This is a genomic window from Hymenobacter jejuensis, from assembly GCF_006337165.1.
Classification (GTDB): domain Bacteria; phylum Bacteroidota; class Bacteroidia; order Cytophagales; family Hymenobacteraceae; genus Hymenobacter; species Hymenobacter jejuensis.
In genome coordinates this window covers 3,729,470-3,753,130 of the sequence record NZ_CP040896.1, presented here as the reverse complement: position 1 = coordinate 3,753,130, position 23,661 = coordinate 3,729,470, and the positions used below count along the sequence as shown (strand labels likewise).

The 23,661-nt window shown below is 56.7% G+C and carries 15 protein-coding genes; 3 read left to right on the top strand and 12 right to left on the bottom strand.

What is annotated here, in order from left to right:
* Nucleotides 1–248: 248 nt before the first annotated feature.
* On the top strand, nt 249–1,802 hold the full coding sequence (locus FHG12_RS15600) for an alpha-N-arabinofuranosidase (protein ID WP_139516608.1): 1,554 nt from the start codon (nt 249–251) through the stop codon (nt 1,800–1,802).
* A 234-nt stretch (nt 1,803–2,036) separates the two neighbouring features.
* On the opposite strand, the gene FHG12_RS15595 is transcribed toward FHG12_RS15600, so the two are convergent.
* Nucleotides 2,037–3,677: a family 43 glycosylhydrolase gene (locus FHG12_RS15595; protein ID WP_230471379.1), complete on the bottom strand. Its 1,641-nt coding sequence runs from the start codon at nt 3,675–3,677 to the stop codon at nt 2,037–2,039.
* A 279-nt stretch (nt 3,678–3,956) separates the two neighbouring features.
* On the opposite strand from FHG12_RS15595, the gene FHG12_RS21165 reads away from it, so the two are divergent.
* Both FHG12_RS21165 and FHG12_RS15590 read left to right on the top strand, forming a co-directional pair.
* Nucleotides 3,957–4,334 (top strand): MFS transporter, encoded by a 378-nt coding sequence (locus tag FHG12_RS21165; RefSeq protein WP_230471145.1) that lies wholly within the window; start codon nt 3,957–3,959, stop codon nt 4,332–4,334.
* Between the two features lie 12 nt (nt 4,335–4,346).
* Nucleotides 4,347–5,120 carry an MFS transporter gene (locus tag FHG12_RS15590; protein ID WP_230471144.1) on the top strand — a complete coding sequence of 258 codons (774 nt, stop codon included), beginning with the start codon at nt 4,347–4,349 and terminating at the stop codon, nt 5,118–5,120.
* A gap of 40 nt (nt 5,121–5,160) precedes the next feature.
* On the opposite strand, the gene FHG12_RS15585 is transcribed toward FHG12_RS15590, so the two are convergent.
* The 11 genes from FHG12_RS15585 to FHG12_RS15535 form a co-directional block, all read right to left on the bottom strand.
* Nucleotides 5,161–6,207: an SGNH/GDSL hydrolase family protein gene (locus tag FHG12_RS15585; RefSeq protein ID WP_139516606.1), complete on the bottom strand. Its 1,047-nt coding sequence runs from the start codon at nt 6,205–6,207 to the stop codon at nt 5,161–5,163.
* Nucleotides 6,208–6,308: 101 nt separating this feature from the next.
* The gene (locus tag FHG12_RS15580) at nt 6,309–8,159 is read right to left on the bottom strand and encodes an NPCBM/NEW2 domain-containing protein (protein WP_139516605.1); all 1,851 of its coding nucleotides are present in this window, start codon (nt 8,157–8,159) and stop codon (nt 6,309–6,311) included.
* An 81-nt stretch (nt 8,160–8,240) separates the two neighbouring features.
* Nucleotides 8,241–10,280, bottom strand: coding sequence for an alpha-L-arabinofuranosidase C-terminal domain-containing protein (locus FHG12_RS15575; RefSeq protein ID WP_139516604.1), 2,040 nt, complete (start codon nt 10,278–10,280; stop codon nt 8,241–8,243).
* Nucleotides 10,281–10,290: 10 nt separating this feature from the next.
* Complete coding sequence (locus FHG12_RS15570) at nt 10,291–11,994, bottom strand: sodium:solute symporter family transporter (RefSeq protein ID WP_139516603.1); 1,704 nt, start codon at nt 11,992–11,994, stop codon at nt 10,291–10,293.
* 40 nt (nt 11,995–12,034) lie between these two features.
* On the bottom strand, nt 12,035–13,525 hold the full coding sequence (gene araA / locus FHG12_RS15565) for an L-arabinose isomerase (protein ID WP_139516602.1): 1,491 nt from the start codon (nt 13,523–13,525) through the stop codon (nt 12,035–12,037).
* Between the two features lie 58 nt (nt 13,526–13,583).
* The gene (locus FHG12_RS15560) at nt 13,584–14,285 is read right to left on the bottom strand and encodes an L-ribulose-5-phosphate 4-epimerase (protein WP_139516601.1); all 702 of its coding nucleotides are present in this window, start codon (nt 14,283–14,285) and stop codon (nt 13,584–13,586) included.
* On the bottom strand, nt 14,282–16,015 hold the full coding sequence (locus tag FHG12_RS15555) for a ribulokinase (protein WP_139516600.1): 1,734 nt from the start codon (nt 16,013–16,015) through the stop codon (nt 14,282–14,284). The genes FHG12_RS15560 and FHG12_RS15555 overlap by 4 nt, the downstream gene beginning before the upstream one ends.
* A gap of 46 nt (nt 16,016–16,061) precedes the next feature.
* Nucleotides 16,062–17,267 (bottom strand): aldose epimerase family protein, encoded by a 1,206-nt coding sequence (locus tag FHG12_RS15550; protein WP_139516599.1) that lies wholly within the window; start codon nt 17,265–17,267, stop codon nt 16,062–16,064.
* Between the two features lie 245 nt (nt 17,268–17,512).
* A complete protein-coding gene (locus FHG12_RS15545; protein WP_139516598.1) occupies nt 17,513–18,598 on the bottom strand; it encodes a glycoside hydrolase family 43 protein in 1,086 nt (361 codons plus the stop codon).
* 116 nt (nt 18,599–18,714) lie between these two features.
* On the bottom strand, nt 18,715–20,247 hold the full coding sequence (locus FHG12_RS15540) for a RagB/SusD family nutrient uptake outer membrane protein (protein WP_139516597.1): 1,533 nt from the start codon (nt 20,245–20,247) through the stop codon (nt 18,715–18,717).
* 63 nt (nt 20,248–20,310) lie between these two features.
* On the bottom strand, nt 20,311–23,469 hold the full coding sequence (locus FHG12_RS15535; RefSeq protein WP_139516596.1) for a SusC/RagA family TonB-linked outer membrane protein: 3,159 nt from the start codon (nt 23,467–23,469) through the stop codon (nt 20,311–20,313).
* Nucleotides 23,470–23,661 lie beyond the last annotated feature (192 nt).

The following is a 23,661-nucleotide window of genomic DNA, read 5'->3' as shown; positions in this document are numbered from 1 at the left end:
ACAGCATGTGTGCGTATTTCCTACATTTCGTTATCGAGTAATTGGACGCAAGCATACCTCATAACCTATTTATAATCAAGTATTTATAAAGACATACCGACACTCATAGTGATCCAAAACTTGGCTTTTTTACACAAACGATTGTCTTATCAGGTGGGGCTTTCTACTTTACAGGCTCAAACTGATCGCTCGGGCCGGGGCTTCCGGCTGCTTTCGTCCGACACTCACCCTTCTTTCTTTCCCACACTATGAATCTAAAAAAAGCTGTTGCTGCGACGGGTTTCTGCTTCGCAGTCTCCTTTGCGTCGCTGGCGCAAACGGTAAGCATGAGCGTGCAAGCCGGCGACCCTAAGTTGCAGATTAGCAAAGACATATACGGGCACTTTGCCGAACACCTCGGGCGCTGCATCTACGACGGATTCTGGGTCAGCGAGAGCCTAAGCGTGCCGAAGAAAGACCGCATCCGCATGGATATTGTCGAGGCGCTCGTCAAAATAAAGGTGCCCAACCTGCGGTGGCCGGGCGGCTGCTTCGCCGACACCTACCACTGGCGCGATGGCATCGGGCCGCGCGCCCAACGCCCCCAATTTATCAACACGACGTGGGGCGACGTGGTGGAAGACAACAGCTTCGGCACGCACGAATTTCTGGAACTCTGCGACCTGTTGCACTGCGATCCGTATCTGGCCGGCAACGTGGGCAGTGGCACGGTGGAAGAAATGTCGAACTGGATTGAGTACCTGAACTCCGACAGTGAAAGCCCCATGGCCCGGCTACGCCGCCAAAACGGTCACCCCGCCCCCTATAAAGTAAGTCTGTGGGGCGTGGGCAACGAGAGCTGGGGCTGCGGCGGCAACATGACGCCCGAGTTCTATGCCGACCAATACAAGCGCTACGCTACGTTCGCCAAAACTTACCCCGGCGCGCCCAAACTGAAGAAGATCGTTAGCGGAGCCAATGGCGACGATCTCAACTGGACTGAGGTCTGCATGAAAAAGATTCCGGTGGATCAGATGTGGGGCATCTCGCTGCATTACTACACGCTGCCTACTGGCAACTGGAGCAAGAAAGGCTCCGCGACGAGTTTTGATGAGCAGCAGTACTTCAACACGATGAAGAACTGCCTGAAAATGGACGACATCGTAACCCGAAACGCGGCCATTATGGACAAATACGATCCGCAGAAAAAGGTTGCGATGGTCGTGGACGAATGGGGCGTGTGGACCGACCCGGAGCCGGGCACTAATCCGGCGTTTCTGTATCAACAAAACACGCTGCGCGACGCGCTGGTAGCCGGCACCACGCTCAATATCTTCAACAACCACTGCGACCGCGTGCGGGTCGCCAACCTCGCACAGGCCGTAAACGTGCTGCAAGCACTTATTCTGACGGACAAAGAAAAAATGCTGCTCACGCCCACCTATCACGTTTTCGACCTGTATCAGGTACACCAGGACGCGCAATATTTGCCCGTGAAATTTCAGAGTCCTGACTACGTGCTGGGCGGCCAAAAAATTGCGGCCGTCAATGCGTCGGCTTCCAAGGATAGCAAAGGCGCCGTGCACATTTCGCTCGTCAACCTCGACCCAAACAAGAGCATTAAAGTAGAAACGGCGCTGGCCGGCGTCAACTGGAAAACCGTTACCGGCCAGATCCTGACTTCCGCCAAAATCACCGACTACAACACTTTCGACAAGCAGCCGACCGTGAAATTGGCTCCCTTCAAGGGCGCTAAAAAGCGCGGCAATGACTTGGCCGTAGAGTTGCCAGCCAAATCGGTAGTGGTACTGGAAATCAAATAACCTTGGAGGCGCTCAATCACCTCTACAAGGCGAGTAAGCAATAGCAAAGCGCACAATGAAATTTTTAAAGCCCCAGCGGGGCGACTCTTCCGTTCAACGGATTGCGTCGCCCCGCTGGGGCTTTGGTTTGACTAATGTGGCTTCTTTCCTAACCTTCTGCTTTGCTAATGCAAGTTGTGGACGTTGTCTCCCCTACCCGTCCTCTAGACCTCGTGTCCGTAATGGCTGAAGCTATTACTGAACTACCACTTTCTGGGTGGAAATGGCGTTGCCGCTTCTCACGCGCACCATGTAAAGCCCGGGGGCGATAGCCGCATCTACCGACAGCTTCGTCTGGCGCCCGAATTGCTGCTGATGAACCAAGCGGCCCTGCAGATTCAGGATTTCCACGCTGGTTTCACCTCGGGTGCCTGTTGCGGTCAAGTCGACTTCAAAGCGCCCCTGCACGGCCGGCACCGGATATATACTAACGCCTTTTAAGGTATTAGCCGCTGCTGAGGCCAGCGTTGCACCGGGGGCATTTACCAGCCAGCGCTGGCAGTTGCAGCCGTTGTAATCCCAAAGGCCCAGCTGCGTACCCGCGTCGCGCGAGGCGAAAGGCACTTCCACCACGCGGTTGCCGTCGACGGAGGAGAAAACAAAGCTGCCGTCGCTGGCCCGCTCGATTTTGAAACGCTGGCAAAAAGCCCCCGAATACGCCCCAAGTAGCAACTTAGCGCCGGCGGCTGGTGAGCAATCCTGCGTTCCGGCCGCCAGATCGCCAAGCGCGTTGGTGAGCTTGTAGTCGCCGTTGCCGAGGGCCGTGAAGTTCCACTGCTGGCAGTTCTGGCCCGTTTTGGTGCCTTGCGTAATCGCTTGGCCGGCCGCACCAGAGCAGCCCAGAGCCTCCCACACAAGACCGCTGTTTTGATTGGCAATCTCGTAGCGGCCTGCCGCCAGCCAATCACGCGAAATGACGGGCCACGCGTCGTTGTCCCAAGCCAGGGTACCAAGGCTCAGGCGCGGCGCGCCGTTGGCTTCGGCGTCGTAGTAATGGTGGCTCAGGTAGTTAGCGCCGTTTTCCTGAAACAAGCCCACGCAGCCCGGCCCAATGTATTTTCCTGATGACGACAGGATGGTAGTGCCGCCGCCGTTGTTGAGGTCGACGTTGCTTTTGTCGAGGTAAGGCCCGCTGGGGCTAGTTGAGCGGCCCACTTGCACATGGTACGTGCTGTTGACGCCGTTGCAGCACGCGCCCCGGTTGATGAACAGGTAGTAATAGTTGCCGTTACGCACCACATACGAAGCCTCTGCATCGCCGCTGGCTAATGGAAAGCGGGTAGAATTCGCCGGTTTACCGGTGGTTTTGTCGAGCAGAGCGGCCCGGATACCACCGAAAAATGAGCCGTACGTGAGCCACAAATCTCCGTTGGCATCGGTAAACAAAGCCGGGTCGATGGCATTGACATCGCTGCTGTTGTTGGTCGAAACCACTTCACCTTGGTCCTGCCAACGGTAGTCGGGGCTGGTGGGGTCGAGCGTGGCGTTGGTAGCCAGCCCAATGGCCGAAACCTTCGAGCCAAACGTCGAGCAGGAGTAATACAGGTAGTATTTTCCATTCATGAACTTGCATTCCGGTGCCCAGAAAGTACCTTGAAAACCAGGCACTTTCGCATTGATCCAGCCGGGCCAAGCATTGGCCGCAAACACCGGCTTCGGGCTCGGCGTCCAGTTGATCAGGTCAGTGGAATACATGCCGTATACTCCGTCCCCCGTCGTAAATACCCAGTAGATATTGCCACTCTTGACAATCGTAGATGGATCGTGGCACTGCGTAGCGCCTTGTAGTGCAAATGATTGATTTACAGATATATATAAAACAGCAATCACCAGCATAGTAGCCGTTCGCAACCACTTGCGGCTGCCCGCTAATTTTGAGATAGCAAATAACTGCGCTAAATGGTCGTATCTACTGTCAGGCGCTAAGGGTAAAGTAATTTTCATAAGTGGGGAATTGTGTAGATGAAACCAGGCCCAGAATCAAGCGCAGAACAGAGTTTAATTTTGGGCTTTCAAGCAGGGTGATGCTGAGTATACTGCAACTTAACAATCTAGAAAGCCAAACACAAACGATTGTGTAATTTACTACCCAATTACAACTAACTCCCTATCCTTGTGCAGCCAAACCAGAAGAATCGAGTTGCGGTCAGTGCCCTGTTTTTTGTGGCGGGTCTGTGTTTTGCGAGTTGGGCTTCCCGCATTCCCGACATCCGGCTGAAGTTGGGGTTGAGCGAAGGCGAATTAGGCCAACTGCTCCTGGCCATGCCAGTCGGGTCGATGCTGGCGCTGCCGTTGGCCGGCTGGCTGGTGCATACCTACGGGAGCCGGCTGGTAGTATTGCTCGCCGCGCTGCTTTACGCGGCCTTCCTGCCCCTGCTGGGTTGGGCTACGGGCTTCTGGACTGCGGCCGTGGCGCTGGCATTTTTCGGCGCGGCCGGCAACCTGATCAATATATCCGTTAATACGCAAGCCATTGGGGTTCAAGACGTTTAAGGGCGCCCCATCATGGGTTCTTTTCACGGCCTGTGGAGTTTAGCAAGCTTTTTGGGCGGCGCTTTGGGGGCGTTATTGATTGGCTGGGGACAGACGCCGCTTACTCACTTCCTGCTTGTGGCGGCGGTCTGCGCCTTCCTGACCCTGGCCGCCAACCGCCATACCCTACGGCATGAGAGCAACGACAGCACCGGCAGCAGCGGCTTGACCTTGCGCAGACCCGATCCCTATCTGCTTCGCATCGGCCTGATTGCTCTCTGCGGCATGCTCTGCGAGGGCTGCATGTTCGACTGGAGCGGCGTGTATTTTCAGAAAGTGGTGCACGCCGAAAAAGCCATGGTTGCCAGCGGCTACGTAGCCTGCATGAGTACCATGGCCCTAGGCCGATTCGTGTCCGATTACTTTACTCACAGGTTCGGGGCCACGCGTATGATGCAGGTTAGCAGCCTATTAATAACCATCGGCCTGTTACTTGCTGTAGCTTTCCCCTACCTCATGCCGTCGCTTATTGGGTTTCTGCTGGTCGGGTTCGGCATTGCGTCGGTCACGCCGCTTTCGTACAGCGCTGCGGGCCGGGCCACTACCGTTTCGCCCGGCGTGGCGCTGGCCGTAGTCTCGACGCTGGGGTACCTAGGTTTTCTGTTTGGGCCGCCGCTCATTGGCTTGCTGGCCGAAGCTTTCAGCCTGCGCGTGTCCTTTACGCTAGTGGCAGTGATGGGGATGCTGGTTGGCATTCTGAGTGCAATTGGCGCCGCTCAAGAAAAGGCACAGACAATTGTAGCTTGAAACCCGGAGGAAAAAGCTGATAATCGCATACTGCCTTTTATTACCGTACGAAACGATTGGTTTGCACTTTGTCGCCCGATTGAGCACGCACCCAGTATGAGCCGGTGGTCAAGTTTGGGACTTCCATGATATGGGTGGAAGCGCCTGTGAGTCGCGTGGAATATACCTCTCGACCCAGCGCATTAAAAACGCTGATTTGTACTGTTTGTAGATAGCCGCCGAAATCTAAATGCAAGCGCCCGTCTTGAATAGGGTTAGGATAAACAGTCAAAAAAGAGGTTGTGCTTCGCTTCGAATTGCCCATCACCGTGGAATTTACCAGACTCATAATATGAGCCTTCACAACATCCTTCACGATAGTGTAGCCGGCGTCGCCGAGGTGCGTTCCATCAGGCAGGATTAGTGGGAGATCCGCCACATCAGCTAGTCGGTCGGCAAAGGCGGTCCATTCTGTCCGCAGGCGCGCGTTGATTTGGTTACGATACTGCTCCGTCTCCTGCACCGAATAGCCAGCGATGTAGGTAGTGCGCGGCAACATGCTTAACAAGATTAGTTCTGCGCCGTGGGCTTTGATGTCTTCTGCTAGTGCTTTGTAATGAGCAAAAGCCTGATCTGCAGACGCTCCTGCTAAGCACAAGTCGTTGGTCAACTCCCAGATCACCACAATTTTGCGGCTGTATGCGTCAGAAGCCAGCAACGGATATAACGTCCCGGCAGCTTCACGGGCTAAATCGGGTGTGGTCTTGCTGGGCACTCCCAGATTTTTGACTACGTATCCAGCACCTAAATCGCGCGAAAGTTGGGCCGGGAAATCCATGCCCGTCATGTTATCCGTCGAATACACTTGCCCAGTAGAAGCTCCAACTCCTGCAACCAAACTGTTGCCATACGTTGCGATTAAAATTGGACGCGCATTACCAGTTTCAGTGCCCTGCGCACGCAGAAGGCTTGCTGGTAACGCCAGTAGTACGCAGATCAGGAGTAGAACATGCAGGGAAGCTGAGCGGTGGTTAGTTTTTTTGCGGTTTTTGGCTCGATAAGAAGTGTGAAAAGGTAAATTATTTATCATCCCGAAAAGATTAAGCATTTGTACTATTATATGATAATAGAAACAAACGCTGTGCCGTTTTCAGAATGGATTTACTATTTCACAAGAGAAAGCTTGAAGCCATTTGTCTCAATTCTTCCCTAACTTGTCTTACTCTTCGCGGCCGAAATGCGGTAAAAACCCGCGCCGTGGCGCCGGATGTAAGGCGCGAATTCACCTTTGAAAGCGCCGATGTTCTTGCCCGTCCAGAGGTTGCGGATGGTGCAGGAGCCATCGAAGCCCAGCTGCTTGAGCGGCACAGCTATCCGCGCTGAGTCGGGTGGCATGGGCTTAAAAGGGCTTTTGGTGAACACCAGAAAATTAACGGTGCCGCCCACATTTTGCGACGCGCCGGCATTGTCGAGGCCCGCAAGGGCTTTAAAGCGCGTGTACCCAGCGGGCAGGTCGTACTCGATTATAGAGTTGGCATGCGTGCCGATGCCAGCCTCGTATTTTTTGCCTGCCACCATCAGATCGGCGCCCGAAACACTTTTATTGGTGCTCACCTTGCCCCAACCGGCAGTGGCCTTTGTCCAGGTTAGGGAAGTCAGCGGCAGGGTTTGGGTGTCGTTGGAGAGCGTCGGAGTAAGCCAGTCGGCGTGGTCCCAGGCGGTGTCGTCGCCACCGTCGCGCACGTTCAGGTAAAGTTTTTGCGCGCCGGCAATGTCGATATCCACCGCTTTGCTCTGGCCGGGCGTTTGCCGATTAAGCAGCCCGCTGGCCCAGGCAGCTTCGCTTTCGTCAGCCAGCTGCTGATCGGAAGCGTTGAAAAGTGCCAAGTACTTGTCGCCGGTTTTCGGATCGTCGGCCGTCCACCCGATCAAGTCTCCGTTTCTGAATAACTGCTTGTTGTTCTTGCTGTTATGATGCACCGCCAGCACTTCCTTGTTGGTAATCAGCGACAGTGTGAAAGCGTCATTGCTGGGCAAATCGCCACCAAACATGAGCGGCGAGCGAAAAATCGACCACAACGTCATCAGCGTATACTGCTCATCCTTCGTGAATTGCGACATGCGGTCGTTGCCCCGCTCGGCCCGGATGCCCAGCCGCCCCAAGGGCAGCATGTCTGCGTCGGGCCACGCGCCGGTCATGCTATACGGCGCCCAGCGTTCGCACACGGCAAAATGCTCTTTGAGCTGGCCCCAGCTATCCCAGAAGTCGCCTACGGTGCGCCACATATTGGCGTGTTGCTGCACGTGTTTGGCCTGTGCAATGGGCGTTTCGCCCGGCGACGTGCTGAGTACCATCTTGCGCCCCGACAGGTCGATGGCCTTGCGGATCATCTCCACTTCCGGTGCGTGATACGGCGACGACAAATCATCCACTTTCACAAAATCGACGCCCCAGGCAGCATATAGCTTAAACAGCGAATTGTAGTACTCCTGGGCACCGGGTTTGCCCGCCACCACCGTGTACATGTCGTGCAGCCAACCCGCTTGGCCTTCTTTTGAATAGATATCGGCCGCCGTAGCGGTGCTTCCCAAAATCGGCAGCTTGCGGTTCACGGCCACCACGGGCACTCCGCGCATGATGTGAATGCCGAATTTGAGTCCTTTGCGGTGCATGTAATCGGCTAAGGGCTTGAATCCTTGCCCATTAGCAGCTGAAGGAAACCGATTTACCGCTGGCGTAAATCGGCCGTACTTATCAATGGAGAAATCGGGGTCTTTCTCGTTGTAGCCGTGGGCCGTGTCGTTGCCCACGTACCAGCGAATGTCCACCACCACGTATTCCCAGCCGCTGGTTTTGAGGTATTTAGCCATATAATCGGCATTGGCTTTTACCTCGGCTTCGGTCACGGTCGGGCCGTAGCAATCCCAGCTGTTCCACCCCATCGGCGGCGTGGCGGCCCACTGGTGGAAATCGGTTTGCGGTTTGACGGCTTGCGGGAAGGCTGGCGTAGCAGCGGCAAGCAGAGAGAAGCCAATCAACGCATTGGGTAAATATTTCATTATCAATTAGTTATTGATAGATAAAAAGCTGGTTTCCCGCCTCGACTGAAGCGGGAAACCAGCTTTTAGTTTTACTCTGATTTAGCGCTTGCCAGGGATGCGCAATACCGTGAAAGAGTTCGGAGCCAGCGTGTAGGTTGTGGTAGCGCCCGCCGAAAACTTCTCCTCTTTAGGCGACACGTTGGTTGGTTGATCGAGCGTGTTCACTGCCTGCAAGTCACTGCTTGACAACACGATGGCTTTACCAGCTTTGCCTACTTTTTTAGCGCCAGTAAGGCTGATTTTTACCGGACGCGGCGAAGAAGAGTAGTTCACCAGCTTCACCACGATTTCGCCGGCCTGGTCGTCGGCGACGGCGCTGGTGAAGAGGTTATCTTGGCCGTTCTTGTTTTCTACGGGCAGCATCGTGGTGCCTTTGTTGAGGCTGAACAGCTTCTGCACGTAGTAGTTAGGCGTGCCGTACGAGCGCAGGTTATCGAACCAGATCATGTTGGGCGTCCACTGCCACGCATCGACGTGAGCAAACATCGGGGCGTACGAGGCCATGCCCACTACATCGGCGTTGCGTTCCAAACCCGTCATGAAGGCCGCTTCCGAGATGGCGCAATCCCAGGTATTTTTGTTGTCGGGGCTGCCAATGGCTACACTTTGAGCGGCGTACTCACCTGCAAAAATCTTGGGGCCGGTGCGCGCATATTTGTCGTAGCGATCGACGTGCTGCCGGAACCAGTCGGGCTTGGCGTAGTAGTGCTCATCTACGTATTCCGCTTTCAGCTCCGCCAGACGTTTGCTGGCTTTGTCGAACAGTTCGCCGTCGGGGCTGGGGCCGGCGCTGCTCACGATCTGAATCGCGGGGTACTTGGCTTTTACGGCCTTTGCAAACGGCTCGTAGCGCTCGAGGTACTGCGGGCCCCATTGCTCGTTGCCGATGCCGATGAGCTTGAGGTTGAAAGGAGCCGGATGGCCCATCGCCACGCGTTTGGCGCCCCACGTGCTGGTAGCAGGACCGTTGGCAAATTCGATGAGGTCAAGCGCATCCTGAATAAAGGTTTCCAGCGTGGGGTCGTCGGCGTTGGCTGTGGCGTTTGGCCCTCCGGCTGTGCTGCTCATCGGCGCCAGCTCGGCCGAATTGAACTGACAAGCCATGCCCACGTTGAGAATGGGAAGTGGCTCAGCACCAATATCTTCGGCAAGCTGAAAATATTCAAAGAAGCCCAACCCGAACGATTGGTAGTAGTCGGGGGTGGAGCGGTGCTTGAACTCCATGTTCCAGCGGTTGATGAGCGGCACGCGCGAGGCCACGTCGCCAATGGTTTCCTTCCATTGGTAGCGCTCGGCCAGCGTGCGGCCTTCTACGATGCAGCCGCCGGGGAAACGCAGAAAACCCGGTTTCATGTCCTTGAGCAGCTGCACCAAGTCGGTGCGCAGGCCGTTGGGACGGTTTTGCCAGGTGTCTTTCGGAAACAGCGACACCACATCGAGGTCGGCGGTGCCGGCCCCGTCGAGGGTGATCTTCAGATGGCCCCGGCTGCTGGTAGCCGAGGGTCGGAGCGGCACCGCGTACTTTTTCCACTCGGTGGTCAGGCCCGAAATCTGGGCTTGCGCCAGGGGGTTTCCCTTTTCATCTTCCAGCGTCACAGTCAGCGCATTGACGCTGCCAGGACCGCGACGGGCGTACAGCGAAAACGTGTACTCGGCGCCTTGCTTGAGGCCCATGCCGCGGAAGCCTTCGTTGGTCAGACCGGCATCGGGGCTGGCCGTGCGGGTAGTGAGGCGCACGAAATGCGAGTTGGTGGCGCTGATGGGCTGCTGGTTGAGCACGGCGTAGGTTTCAAGGCCCGCGCCGCCTTTCAGCGCTTTCCACCCAACCAGGTGCTCGGTGGTTTCAAACGACTTGTTTTTCACCAACTCGGGGTACAAGCCTCCGTCGGCGGCGAAGTTGATATCTTCGAAAAACAGGCCGTACATGTTCTTCGGCACCGGTTTGCCAGGCTTGTTTACCTGCACCGTGACGGTGGTTGGTGCGGCGGTTTGAGCCTGGGCAGTAGCGCTCGACAACAGACCAAGCGCCAGGAGGCTTTTCGCAATAGCTTGCGCAGAATGGGCGGGAATGTTCAGCATAAGTTTTTGATTACCAGAATTTTGCGTAAAGAGCCGTAATCAGCAGAATCGTCACGACAATCAGCGACATGGTTTGCGGACTCACGCGGAACATGCGCACGTCGAGATGCAGGGCTTTGGCATTGACCACCGGCCCAACCAGGCTCATGCCGATCATCAGCAGGGCGGTGAAGACGAATGACCAGCCCATGCAGATCAGGAAGGGAATTTCGTAGCCGCCGTGCCCGTTGGGCAAGGCCGACCAGAGCAGCGTTTCGTTGCCGAACCAGGCCGGCGCGAAGTTGTTGAAGAACACCGACAGCACGAAGCCCGACAGGATGCCGGCGATGGCCGCCGAAGCGGTGGTGCGCTTCCAGAACATGCCCAGCACGAAGATGGCCACGATGCCGGGCGAGATAAAGCCCGTGTACTTCTGGATGTAGGTGAAGCCGCCCGCGCTGCCGATGCCCAAAAGATCTTCCCACGTCAGGGCAATGCCCAAGAACATGGCGGCGAAAATGGTAACGCGCCCGATCCATACCTGCTGCTTTTCTGAAGCGTCGGGCTTGAGATACCGCTTGTAGATGTCGAGGGTGAAGATCGTCGAGATCGAGTTGACTTTGCCAGCCAGCGAGGCCACAATGGCCGCCGTGAGCGCCGCCATCGACAAGCCTTTCAGGCCGTTGGGCAAGAACGTCAGGATCGCAGAATAAGCGTTGTCGGGGTTAAACTGGCCCGTTGCCGAAGACATTTCTTGCTGCAAACCACCGTTTTTGTAAAGCACGTACGCTGCGATGCCGGGCAACATCACGATCACCGGCATGAGCAGCTTGAGCAGGCCGGCAAACAGAATCCCGGTGCGAGCCGTCTTGAGGTCGGCACCCAGAGCGCGCTGCGTAATGTATTGATTACAACCCCAGTAGTTAAGATTTACAATCCATTGGCCAGCCAAATACATCGTCAGGCCGGGGAGCATCAGGTACTTATTGATCTCGGCTTGCGGAGCACCAGGGTCGGGTTTGTGAATGATCATGTGAAAGTGATCGTTGGCGTCGTGCATCAACGCCCCAAACCCAGCTATTGCATTGCTGCCCAGGCCGAAGCGTTCGCTCACCAGCGTCAGGGCCACGTAGGTAGTGACCAAGCCCCCGATCACCAGCACCACCACCTGCACCACGTCGGTATACCCAACCACTTTCATGCCGCCCAGCGTGATGATGAGCGCAAACACGGCCAGGGCCACCATAATCAGGTGAAAACTGCCGCCCCCGATCAGGTTGCTGATGGCCAGCGCCCCGAGGTAGAGGATGGAAGTCAGGTTGACGAGCACGTACAGAAACAACCAGAAGACGCTCATAATCAGGCTTAGCGTGGAGTTGTAGCGCTGCTCCAGAAACTGCGGCATCGTGAAGATTTTCTGCTTCAGGTACACCGGCATAAAGAACACCGCCACGACGATGAGCACGATGGCGGCCACCCACTCGTAAGCGGCCACCGCGGCACCCACCGTGAAGCCGTTGCCGGACATGCCAATGAACTGCTCAGCCGAGATGTTGGAAGCGATCATGCTCGCCCCGATGGCCCACCACGTCAGCGAGCCTTCCGCGAGAAAGTAATCCTTGGTGTCGGTCTGGGCTTTCTGCTTGCTTTTGTAGACGTAGTAACCATAGGCCGACACCCCCACGAGGTAAACGAGGAAGACGCCTAAGTCGAGGACCGTTAATTTGTTCTGCATGAGGTAGATAGGAGCAGCAAATCAAATATGGATAGTGTCTCTAGCGCCCGCCAAAGGCGACTTCGTTGTAGCGCAGCTCGTTTTTGAAGGTGCGCAGCTTCGTTTCGTCGTCGATGAGCACGTATTCGATGCCAGCCATTTCGGCGAAGTCTTCCAGGTATTCCGGGGTCAGGTTTTGGCTGAAACCAGTGTGGTGTGCCCCACCGGCATAAATCCAGGCGGCCGCGCCGGTATTCAGGTCCGGCTTTACCTTCCACAGCACGCGGGCTACCGGTAGCTTCGGCAACTCCTGCTCCGGCTCCACAGCTTCTACCTCGTTGACGATCAAGCGGAACCGGTTGCCCAAATCGACAATCGTTGCGTTTAGCGCCGGGCCAGCCGGGCAGTTGAACACCAGCCGCACCGGGTCGGCTTTGCCGCCAATGCCCAACGGATGCACTTCGGCGCGCACCGTGCCGGTCGAGATCGTGGGGCAGATTTCGAGCATATGCGAGCCCAATACCTGGTTGTTGTTGGGGGCGAAATGGTAGGTGTAATCCTCCATAAAGGAGTTGCCGCCGGGCAGCCCCGCTCCCATCACTTTCATGGCGCGCACCAACGCTGCTGTTTTCCAGTCGCCTTCGCCGCCGAAGCCGTACCCATCGGCCATCAGGCGCTGGGTGGCAATGCCCGGCAATTGGGCCATGCCGTGCAGATCCTCGAAGGTATCGGTAAAGCCTTTAGCACCAGTAGTTTGCAGGAAGCGCCTCATACCCAACTCAATACGAGCCGCCTCGCGCAGAGAGCTGCGCATGCCACCCTGCGGCTTGAGGGTGTCGGCCAGCTCGTATTCTGCCTCATAATCGGCCATCAATTCCTCAATCTCACCGTCGCTCACGGCGTTGATCACGGCGACCAAGTCCCCAATGCCGTAGGTGTTCACGGAGTAGCCAAACTTGATTTCAGCTTCGACCTTATCGCCTTCGGTTACTGCCACAAAGCGCATATTGTCGCCGAAACGGACGAAGCGGGCGCCCTGCCAGTCGGCCCAGGCGCTGGCCACGCGTGACCACACGCTCAGGCGCTCGTGCACCGCGGGGTCTTGCCAGTGGCCTACTACTACCTTACGGTTCAGGCGCATACGCGTGCCGATGAACCCAAACTCGCGGTCGCCGTGCGCCGACTGATTCGTATTCATGAAGTCCATGTCGATGTCGCCCCACGGAATGTCGCGGTTGAACTGCGTGTGCAGGTGTGCCATCGGCTTTTGGAGGATCTTCAGCCCGTTGATCCACATTTTGGCGGGCGAAAACGTGTGCATCCAGGCAATCAGGCCCACGCAATTGGGCGTGGTGTTGGCCTCCTGCATTAGTTTATAAATCTCGTCGGGGCCGGTCAAAACTGGCTTAAACACGATTTTGATGGGCAACTGCTTGTTCAACTCATCGGCAATTTGCTGGGAGTGCTCCGCCACCTGCTTGAGGGTTTCGGGGCCGTACAAGTGCTGGCTGCCGGTAAGGAACCAGGCTTCGTATTGCTTAAGATCGATCATGAGAAAGAGAGGGAAAGCTCTAGAAGAGCTATTTTATATTTAGTTGATAGTCAATCAATTATGATTGACCATAATAGGAGTTCACGCCGTGTTTGCGCTCGTAATGCTTCTGAATGAGGGCATCTTTCAGCCGCGGCACGTCGGGGCGCAGTGTGGAGCTGAGGTACGCCATGCGAGCCACTTCTTCCAGCACAGCACTGTTATAGACTGCTTTTTCCACGGTTTTGCCCCAGGTGAAGGGGGCGTGGTTGCTGAGCAGCACCATCTCGACTTCCGTGGGCGAGAGGCCGCGGCGCTGAAACTCATTAATGATTTGCCAGCCCGTCTGGTGCTCGTAGTCACCCGCGATCATGTCATCGGACATGGGCGGCGCACACGGGATATCGGCCGTAAGGTGGTCGGCATGCGTGGTACCCAGAACCGGGATGTCGAGCTGCGCCTGTGCCCAGGAAGTGGCGTAGGTAGAGTGCGTGTGCACAATACCGCCGATCTCTTCCCAGTGCCGAAACAGCACCGCGTGGGTTTTGGTATCCGACGACGGGCGCTTTGTGCCTTCGACCGGGTTGGCGTCAAAGTCCACAATCACAATGTCTTCGGGGCGCAGCGTGTCGTAGGGAACGCCGCTGGGCTTGATGGCGAACACACCCTGCTCGCGGTCGACTACACTCGCGTTGCCGAACGTAAACAGCACCAGCCCGAGCTTGGGCAGCTGCATATTGGCCTCGTAGCAGGCCTGCTTCAGATCTTGATACTGACTCATGCCTGGTCGTCGACTAAGGTTGTTTCGGCCACTTCGCCCTCGCCAAGCGTCACTTCTTCTACAAACTGTCCGAAGGTTTTGTACTGCTCGTAGCGGGCCTGGTAATCGGCGACGCGCGCCGGATTGGGCTCGTAGGTTTCGGCAAAACCGCTGCCCATTTCTTTTTGGGCGGTCAGCACATCTGGGTGCACACCGGCAGCTACGGCCGCATAAATAGCGGCACCGAGCGCCGGCGCCTGCTCCGACACCGCGATTTTGATCGGGCGGTTGAGCACGTCGGCCAAGGTCTGCATCACAAACCGCGACTTCTTGGCCACGCCGCCAATGCCGATTACCTGCTTGATTGGAATACCCTCCTTCTCAAAGCGTTCCACGATTTGCTTGGAACCGTAGCAGATAGCTTCGACCAGCGCCCGGAAGATCTGCGGGGCGTTGGTGCCCATCGTGAGGTTCATGATAGCGCCTTTCAAGCCTTGGTTGGCATCGGGTGTGCGACGGCCGTTCACCCAGTCGAGTGCCAGCACCGCCGACTCGGCCGGGTCAACTTGCTCGGCAGCATTAGCAAGCTCAATCAGCAGGTTGTTGCTAATCTCTTCACGCAGAGCTTCTTGCAATTCTGGCGTCAGCACCTTCGAGTTGGGCAACATTGTGCGCAGCGGCCATTCTACAATCTGCTTAAACCAAGCCAGCAAGTCGCCGAACGCCGACTGCCCCGCTTCCAGGCCCATCATGCCCGGAATTACCGAGCCGTCGACCTGCCCGCAGATGCCGTGCACGAGCCGATCGCCCACCTCGTTGCTGGGCGCCACCACAATGTCGCAGGTCGAAGTACCCATCACTTTCACCATGGAATAGGCATCGATTTCGCCGGCTACGGCGCCCGCGTGGGCATCGAAGCTGCCCACGGCCACAACCGTGTTGGTGGTCAGGCCCAGGCGCGTAGCCCACTCTTCCGACAGCGTACCCGCCGATTCGTCGGCCGTGTAAGTGTCTTGGTACAGATGGCCACGCAGATAGGTCAGCTTGGGCTCCAGATGCTGAATAAACTCTTCCATCGGCAGGCCACCCCAGCTCTCGTGCCACATGGCTTTGTGGCCGGCGGCGCACCGGCTGCGCTTGAACGTAGCTAAGTTGCTACCTGTCAGCATCAACGTGATCCAGTCGCAGTGCTCCATCCAGGAGTGAGCAGCTTGCGCCACGGCCTCGTCTTCGCGCACCACGTGCATGATCTTGGCCCAAAACCACTCCGACGAATAGATGCCGCCTTCAAACTTGGTGTAATCGTCGCCGCCCCAAGTGCGCGCTTTCAGGTTGATTTCGGCCGCTTCTTCGAGGGCCGTGTGGTCTTTCCAAAGCACGAACATGGCGTTCGGGTTCTCTTCAAAACCCGGCGTAAGGGCCAGCGCTACCCCTTGCTCGTTCACCGCGCCCGGCGTCGAGCCGGTGGTATCCACGGCGATGCCCACGATTTGCTCGGCGGGTACTTCCTGCGCCACTTTGCGCACGGTCGCCTCCAAACCTTCGATGTAGTCGAGGGGATGCTGGCGGAACTGGTTGCGGGCCGGGTTGCAGTATTGCAGGGTTTTCCAGCGCGTGTAGTAGTGCACAGCCTGCGCTACCTCCTGGCCCGTGCGGGCGTTCACCAGCAGGGCGCGCACCGAATCTGTGCCGTAGTCGATGCCGATCACGTAGGCCTCCGAACCGGAAACCGTTGAGTTGGGATTTTGCACAGCTAAGTGGTCTGTTATCCTTTATTTACAACTTACTCTAAGTCAACTACTTGCGCACACCAAATTTGTACACGGTCGTGGTGTGCAACGTGTCGCCGGGTTTGAGGATAGTGCTCGGGAATTTGGCTTGGTTGGGCGAATCGGGGAAGTGTTGGGTTTCCAGGCAGAAGCCCGCGTGCTTTCCGTATACCGTGCCGCCCTTGCCCGTGAGGGTACCGTCGAGGAAGTTGCCGGTGTAGAACTGCACCCCGGGCTCGGTGGTGGTCACGTCCATCGTGCGGCCCGAAGCCGGGTCGTACACGCTGGCCGCCGCGTGCATACCGCTGGCGTTGTTCAGCACCCAGTTGTGGTCGTAGCCGCCGGGCACCTGGGCGATGCGCTCGCCGATGGCGTGGGGCGTGGTAAAGTCAAAGGGCGTGCCCTTCACCGGGCGCAGCTCGCCGGTCGGGATCAGCGTGGCGTCCACCACGGTGTAGCGATCGGCCGGGATCGTTACCTCATGGCCCAAGATGTCTTTGCCCTGGCCGTGGTTGAGGTTGAAGTAGCTGTGGTTGGTCAGGTTGACGGGCGTGGCTTTGTCGGTCGTGGCCGAATAGTCGATCTTCAGCTCGTCCTGATCGGTGAGGGTGTACACGACCGTTACGTTCAGGTTGCCCGGGTACCCTTCCTCGCCGTCTTTGCTCACATACGTGAGCTTCAGCGTTTGTCCTTCAGCCGAGCTTCCGGGCTGAGCCTGCCACACCACTTTGTCGAAGCCCTTCAGGCCGCCGTGCAACGAGTTCGGACCGTTGTTCTTAGCCAAGGTGTACGCCTTGCCGTCGACGGTGAACTTGCCGGCTTTGATGCGGTTGCCGTAGCGCCCGATCAAGGCCCCGAAATACGGGCCCGACTTCAGAAACGCCGGGCTTTGGTAGCCACTCACGTTGTCGAAGCCCAGCACCACATCCCCCAACTTGCCGTTTTTGTCGGGCACCAGCAGGCTTGTGACCGTGCCGCCGTAGTTGGTGATGGTGGCTTTCATGCCGTGGGCATTGGTGAGCGTAAACAGCTGCACCTCCGTGCCATCTTGGGTTTTGCCGAAAGACGAGGAAGTGGGTTTCATAGCAGAAGCGTTGGCGGAAGATTGGGTGGAATCGGCAGCGGCCGTTTGGTCGGCAGTCGTTTTGCTAGTATCCGACGATTGGTTGCAAGCGCTGGTCAGACCTACGAGCATGACACCGGCGATCAGTCCGGCAGAAGAAGTTTTTTTCATGGAGAGAGGTGGGAAAGGACGGTATGAAAGTGACTATTTCAGCCCCTGACTGGGAGGAGCCCCAAAGTGCGGTTGGTAAGTATACAGCTCAATATTAGGCACTTTCTGATTTTCTGAAGCGACCGTATCGCTGATTACGGTTGTAAAGTAAAGATTCAATCCGACTTACACAATCGATTGTTTAAACTCACAGGACAAATTCTTGTTGAAATAGGCTTTGCTCTGGATTGACAGCTTCGCGAAACTCATTCGCCTCCGGGCCGGGGCAGGGCCGTATTGATGGCCACCGGCATCCCGAAATTGGGAGTGCCATCGGCGTTCCAGCTAAACTTCTGCATGCGCGGGTTGCGCTTTTCCACACAGCCCTCGTTGGGGTTGGAGTTGGCGTGGTAAATGATCCAGTCTTCCTGCCCATCTTTGGAAGTGAAAAAGCCGTTGTGGCCCGTGGCATAGGCGCGGTGGCTGGGGTCAGACGAGAAAACGGGCTTCGCCGACTTCACCCACGACGCGGGCAGCAGCGGATCGGCTGTGTTGGAAGCCGTGAGCAGGCCCAGCGAATAGTAGTCGGTGCCGCAGAAGCTGGCCGAATACACCAAGAACGTTTTGTCGCCGTGCTTCAGGATCTCGGGGCCTTCGTTTACATACGGCGGCCCTACGGTTTCCCATGCATATTCGGGGTGCGAAAGCTCCACGCGCGGCCCGGTCAGCGTCCAGGGATTACTCATTTCCGAAATGTAAAGGCGCTGAATGGCATCAATTCCGTTGTGCCCCGACCAGATGAAATAGCGCTTGTTGTTCTGCTCCAGCACCGTGCCGTCGATAGCCCAAAAATCGGCCGCAGCGCTGAAAATACGGCCCTTGCTGGTCCAGGTGCCGGTAGTAGGGTCGGCGGCGGAGTTCTCCAAAACCCAGGTGCGCTGCTGCCCTAAGTCGGTGCCGTTGGGCCCCGCAGAGTAATAGATATACCACTTACCGTCAAACTGATACAGCTCCGGCGCCCACAGGTTGCCCGAAGCTACCCCGGTGGCCGGCGGCGTCCAGACGACCGTGCTGTTGGCGTTGCCTAGCTCCGACATCTTCGCCGTTTTCCAGATGCGCAACTGGGTATTGAGCGTGTGCATGTAGTAATACGAGCCGTCCTTTTGATATACCCACGGATCGGGGCCGGAGGGCAACAGCGGATTGGTGAAGGTGGCAGTTGTGCTTGGCGGCGTCACGACTGGTGGAGCCGGCGTTACAGGGGTATCGCCGCCTTTGCTGCACCCCAGCAAGCCCAGCGCCAGCAGCAGCGCCAGCCAGCGTGAACGGGAGAAACTTATTTTACAATACATTGATATTCAATTATTTATAAACACTCAAATACAGCATCCGTTCGCCCAAACAAAACAGCCGTTCCGGATTGCGGCCCGGAACGGCTGTCTCACGTTCTGCTGATCAACTGGCAGAATTAGTAGCCAGGATTCTGCTTGATGTTCGGGTCAATGTCGATATCTGATTGCGGAATGGGCAGCAATTTCGACTTGCCCAACACGAAGTTGACGAAATCAACGTCGCGGGTTTTGAGGTCGTCGATGCCGGCCTGGTTGTCTAGCAAGCCCCAACGCAGGATATCAAACCAGCGCTGGCCTTCGCCGGCCAACTCCTTGGCCCGCTCGTTGCGCATCTGCAAGCGCAGGCTGCTTTGCGTGAAGTTAGCAGCAGTCAACGGGGCCAAACCTACACGAGCCCGCACCTGGTTGACGAGCGGCACCGCCGCCGACGTCTGCCCAAGTTCGTTGAGGGCTTCGGCTTGCAGCAGCAGCACGTCGGCGTACCGAATCACGCGGAAGTTGATGCCCGACGTAAAGTTTTCGGGTGTCGTGCGGGTGCGGTCGTTCAGGTACTTGCGCCAGTATTGCTGGCTGGGGTTGTAGCCCAGCTCCGTGAAGGTTTTGCCGTAAAACTTATCCGGATTGACGCTGCTGATGATCGAAATGTCGCGGCGCGGGTCAATCAGGTGCTTTTTGGTGCTGCCGGGAGCGAAGGCCACCGTCGAGTCGGTATAAGCATCAAGCAACCATTTGCGGGGCTGCACGTCGGAAAACGAATAGATCGGCGGACCAAAGAAGTTCGGGCGGTCGTAGGCTTCCGAAGCCGAAGCGTTGTCCTGGCCCTGGCCTACATCCAGCGGCAAACCAGTGTATTGCACCTCAAACACCGATTCGCTGTTGTTTTCGTTGGTTTCGGTGAAGTTGTCTAAGTAGTTGGGTACCAGCGAATACGTGTTCGAATTGATGATTTGGCCGAGCAGCGCGGAAGCTTCGCTCCACTTGCGCTGCTGCAAGTACATCTTGGCCAACAATGCCTGCGCGGCGCCTTTCGTAGCCCGGCCCTTGTCGACGCCGCTGTAAGTCAGGGGCAAATCGGGAATAGCAGCCTGCAAATCGGCAATAACCTGAGCCTCCACCTGGGCCGGTGTAGCCTGCGGAGCGCGGGTCGTTACTACTGACTCGGTGGTGATCAGGGGTACGTTGCCGAAGAACGAATCCAAGTCAAAGTACATGAGCGCCCGCACAAAGCGGGTTTCGGCCAGCAGGCGCTTTTTCAGCGTTTCGTCCATGCTGATTTCCGGCACGTGCGTCAGTACCTGGTTGGTCCGGTAGATGGTGCGGTAATAGTCGTTCCAGGCGAAAGACGAAATGAAGAAGTTGTTATCGGCCTGAATGAAACGCGTGAAGATGGCCAGGTCCACGAACGGGCTCTGGCTATACGATTCGTCGGAGCGGGCCGTGATGAATTGCCAGGAGTGCCCGTAGCAAGCGTACTGCTGAATGCCTGAGTAGCAGGAATATACCCCTTTGATAGCATCATCCTGGGTTTTCCAGAACTGCGACGTGGAGGGGGCGTTCGGGTTCGTTTTATCCAGCAGGTCTTTCTCGCAGCTAGTGGCCACAAAGAGGCTGGCCGCTAGCAGGAAAGCTGGTAACTTATTGATTTTCATATCGTTGTCAAAAGAAGAGGGTTTGATCCGAGACTGGGAGTTATCGCAACAGCTTCGAAAAAATTAGAAGTTGACCTGAACGCCTCCGGTGAACGTGCGCACGTTGGGATACGAGCCGTCGTCGATGCCACGGCCGTAGAAGCCGGTGCCGGGAGTTTCTGGGTCAAAGCCCGAGTACTTAGTGAAGGTCAGCACGTTACGACCCGTTACGTACACCCGCACGCTGCCGAGGCTAGGCACTTTGCTGGTCAGCGTTTTGGGGAACGTGTAGCCAATCTGGATGTTCTTCAGGCGCAGGTAGTCGCCGTCTTGCAGCCAGCGCGTGGTGTTAAACAGCGCGTTGGAAGAAGCCGCCAGGCCCAGGTCGCCGGCTCCCCCACCCTGTAACAGGCGCGGTGTAGTCGTCGAGCGGTTTTCGGGTGTCCAGGGGTGCACGTCGCTTTCGTAGTTGTTGGGGCCGTTGTAGTATTCTAGGGCAGCCTTGGCGCGGTTGAATACCTGGTTGCCGGTTACGGCTTGCAGAAACACCGAAACGTCGAAGCCTTTATAGGCGGCGTTTAGGTTCAGGCCCATTTGCAGCTTAGGGAAGGGGCTGCCCACAAACACACGGTCTTTGGTATCAATTACACCGTCGTCGTTGGTGTCCTTGTAGCGCACGTCGCCGGCCGAAGCATAGGGCTCGATAACTTTCCCCGACGAGCTCTTGTAGTTGTTCACCTCATCTTTTGACTGGAAGATGCCGTCGAACGGAATCAGGAAGAACGCGCCTACTGGCTGGCCTACCTGCGTACGGGTCAGGCCGATACCGTCTGAAAACGACTGGCCTTCGGTTGGCACCTTCGTTACGCGGTTTTTGATCGTAGTCAGGGTGAAATCAGCGCCGTAGACGAAGTCGTGGCGGTTTTCGTGGTAGCCTAATGCAAACTCAAAGCCGCGGTTTTCGAGGTTACCGGCATTCTGGAATACAGCCCCGCCGAAGTTGCCCAAGTACACCGGAATTACGACCGGTGCCAGTGCTTTTCTGGTTTCAGAGATGTAGTAGTCGGCCGAAACCGTCAGTCGGTTTTCCAGCAAAGCCAGGTCCAGACCGGCGTCTTTGGTGTAGCGCTCTTCCCACTGAATGTCGGGGCTGCTGAGCGTAATCTGGGCCGAGCCGTTTACGATGTTTCCGGCACCATCTACGTAGTTAACGTTCTGGTTGATAATGGGTGACGTCAGGTAGTTGCCGCCGTAGGCACCACCCAGGCCGTCGTTACCGTTCACGCCGTAGCTGGCCCGCAGCTTCAGGTTGCTGACCATGGGCACGGCATCTTTGAAGAAATCTTCTTCGCTGACGCGCCATCCCAGCGAGCCGGCTCCGAAGTTGCCCCACCGGTTGGCCTTCGAAAACTTCGAGGAACCGTCGCGGCGGAAGCTGCCCGAAACCAAATAGCGGTTCTTGTAATCGTAGGTGACCTGTGAGAAGTAAGACCGCTTTGAGTTTTCGATCGTCGAGCCGCCGCTGATGCCTGCGTTGGGGCCCGCATCGAGCTGGAAGTAGTACTGCGGAACACTGGTGTAGCCCTGCCGCTGCACCGTGGTGTTGTGCTGCAGGTAGCTTTGCTCGGAGTAGCCTACCAGCGCGTTTACGTGGTGGTTACCAAACGTTTTGTTGAAATTGAGGGTGTTTTCAGCCAGCATGAACACGTCGTAACCCTGAAATTCGCTCAGCGACGAGGTGTTGATGGCCGTGTTCTGGCGAATAATGCCGGCTTTCTGAGTGTCTCTGTTGTTGTACACGTGGCCGTCCATGGCTACGTTGAGGCGGTAGGTCAGGAAGTCGAAGAAGGAATAATCAACGCCGATGTTGCCGGCCAACCGGTTGTCGTTTTGCCGGCGGTTGAGCAGCGACTGCGCACCAATGGGGTTGGTTGCAAACGTGTTGAGGGTAGTGGAGCCCGTGCCAAAGCCCCCGTTGTTGTTGGGGTCATACACCGGAATGCTGGGCAGCATCAGCAGCACGTCGATGAACGGAAAGCCGTTGAGCAGCGTCGTGTTGATGTGCGTTAGCTGCGCATTTTCCTGAAACTTGAAGCGACCACGAGTCAAGCCCGAATTGAGACGCAAGCTATAGCGCTCAAAGTCAGGGCCTTTCACAATACCCTGCTGGTGAAAGTACTCGCCGGACACCAGGAAATTGGTCGCGTTCTTTTCCGAGGCCGTACCACCGGAGAAGGTCACGTTGTAGTCTTCCACCTTACCGGTACGGAAAAATTCTTTCTGCCAATCCGTATCTACCGAGGGGTCAAACTTTCCACCGGGGCCTTTCACGGCGCCAGCCAGGCTGTTCTGTCCGGCATTCAGGGGATCAAGCCCAGCGTTGGCGTAGGCTTGTACTGCGCGGTCGGCCCATTCACTGGCGTTGGTCAGCTTATAGCGTTTGTACACATTGTCGACGCCAGCGTAGGCATTAAACCCAATGCTGGGTGCGCCCGACTTGCCTTTTTTGGTTGTGATCTGTACCACCCCGTTGGCGCCGCGCGAACCGTAAATAGCCGTTGAGGAGGCGTCTTTCAGTACGTTTAAGGTTTCAATGTCATTGGGGTTCAGATCGCGGATGTTGTCCGTCCATAAGCCGTCGATCACGTAAAGCGGGGCGCTGCTGGCGTTGCCCAGCGTACCAATACCGCGAATGGTAATCACCGGTGAATCGCCGGGGCCGCCGGTGCCCTGCACCTGCACACCGGCTACCCGGCCTTGCAGGGCCTGGGTAGCGGTGGCCACAGGAGCTTTGGTAGCTTCCTTCACATCAAGACTGCTAACGGCGCTGGTCACGTTCTGCCGGTTTTCGGTCAGGTAACCCACCACCACTACTTCCGACAAGGCTTTGGCATCGGGAGCCAGAGAAACATTAACGGTTGTGCGACCGCTTACGGGCACTTCCTGCGCCGTGTAGCCTACGTAGGAGAAGACCAGCGTCGCATTGTCAGGGGCCGTGAGCGTGTACCGGCCGTCCACATCGGTTTGGGTACCGTTGGAAGTGCCGCGCACCACTACGTTTACGCCCGGCAGGCCGGAGCCTTTTTCATCTACTACGCGACCTGTTACGGTTACATCGGCCTGCAACAAGCCGAACATATAGTTCGCTTTGGGCACCGGGATGCCTGCCTCCGTCAACAGGGGCAGGCAGCAGAGTAATGCTGGCAGGGTTAGCCGGCTCAATTTGGGTACTGGCTTTTTCATAAAGTATTATGGGGGAATTGTTGGGGGAATGACACACAAACGATTGTGCAAAAAAACATCACAAACGATTGTGAAATGACTCAAAAAAAGTTGCTAGCTGTACCTCTTATGATTTTGAAAACCAACCGAAGGCAACGTAACTACTTGTTATACAAAGATTTGTGAGGGGTGGTAAAACAAACGGGAAGCGGC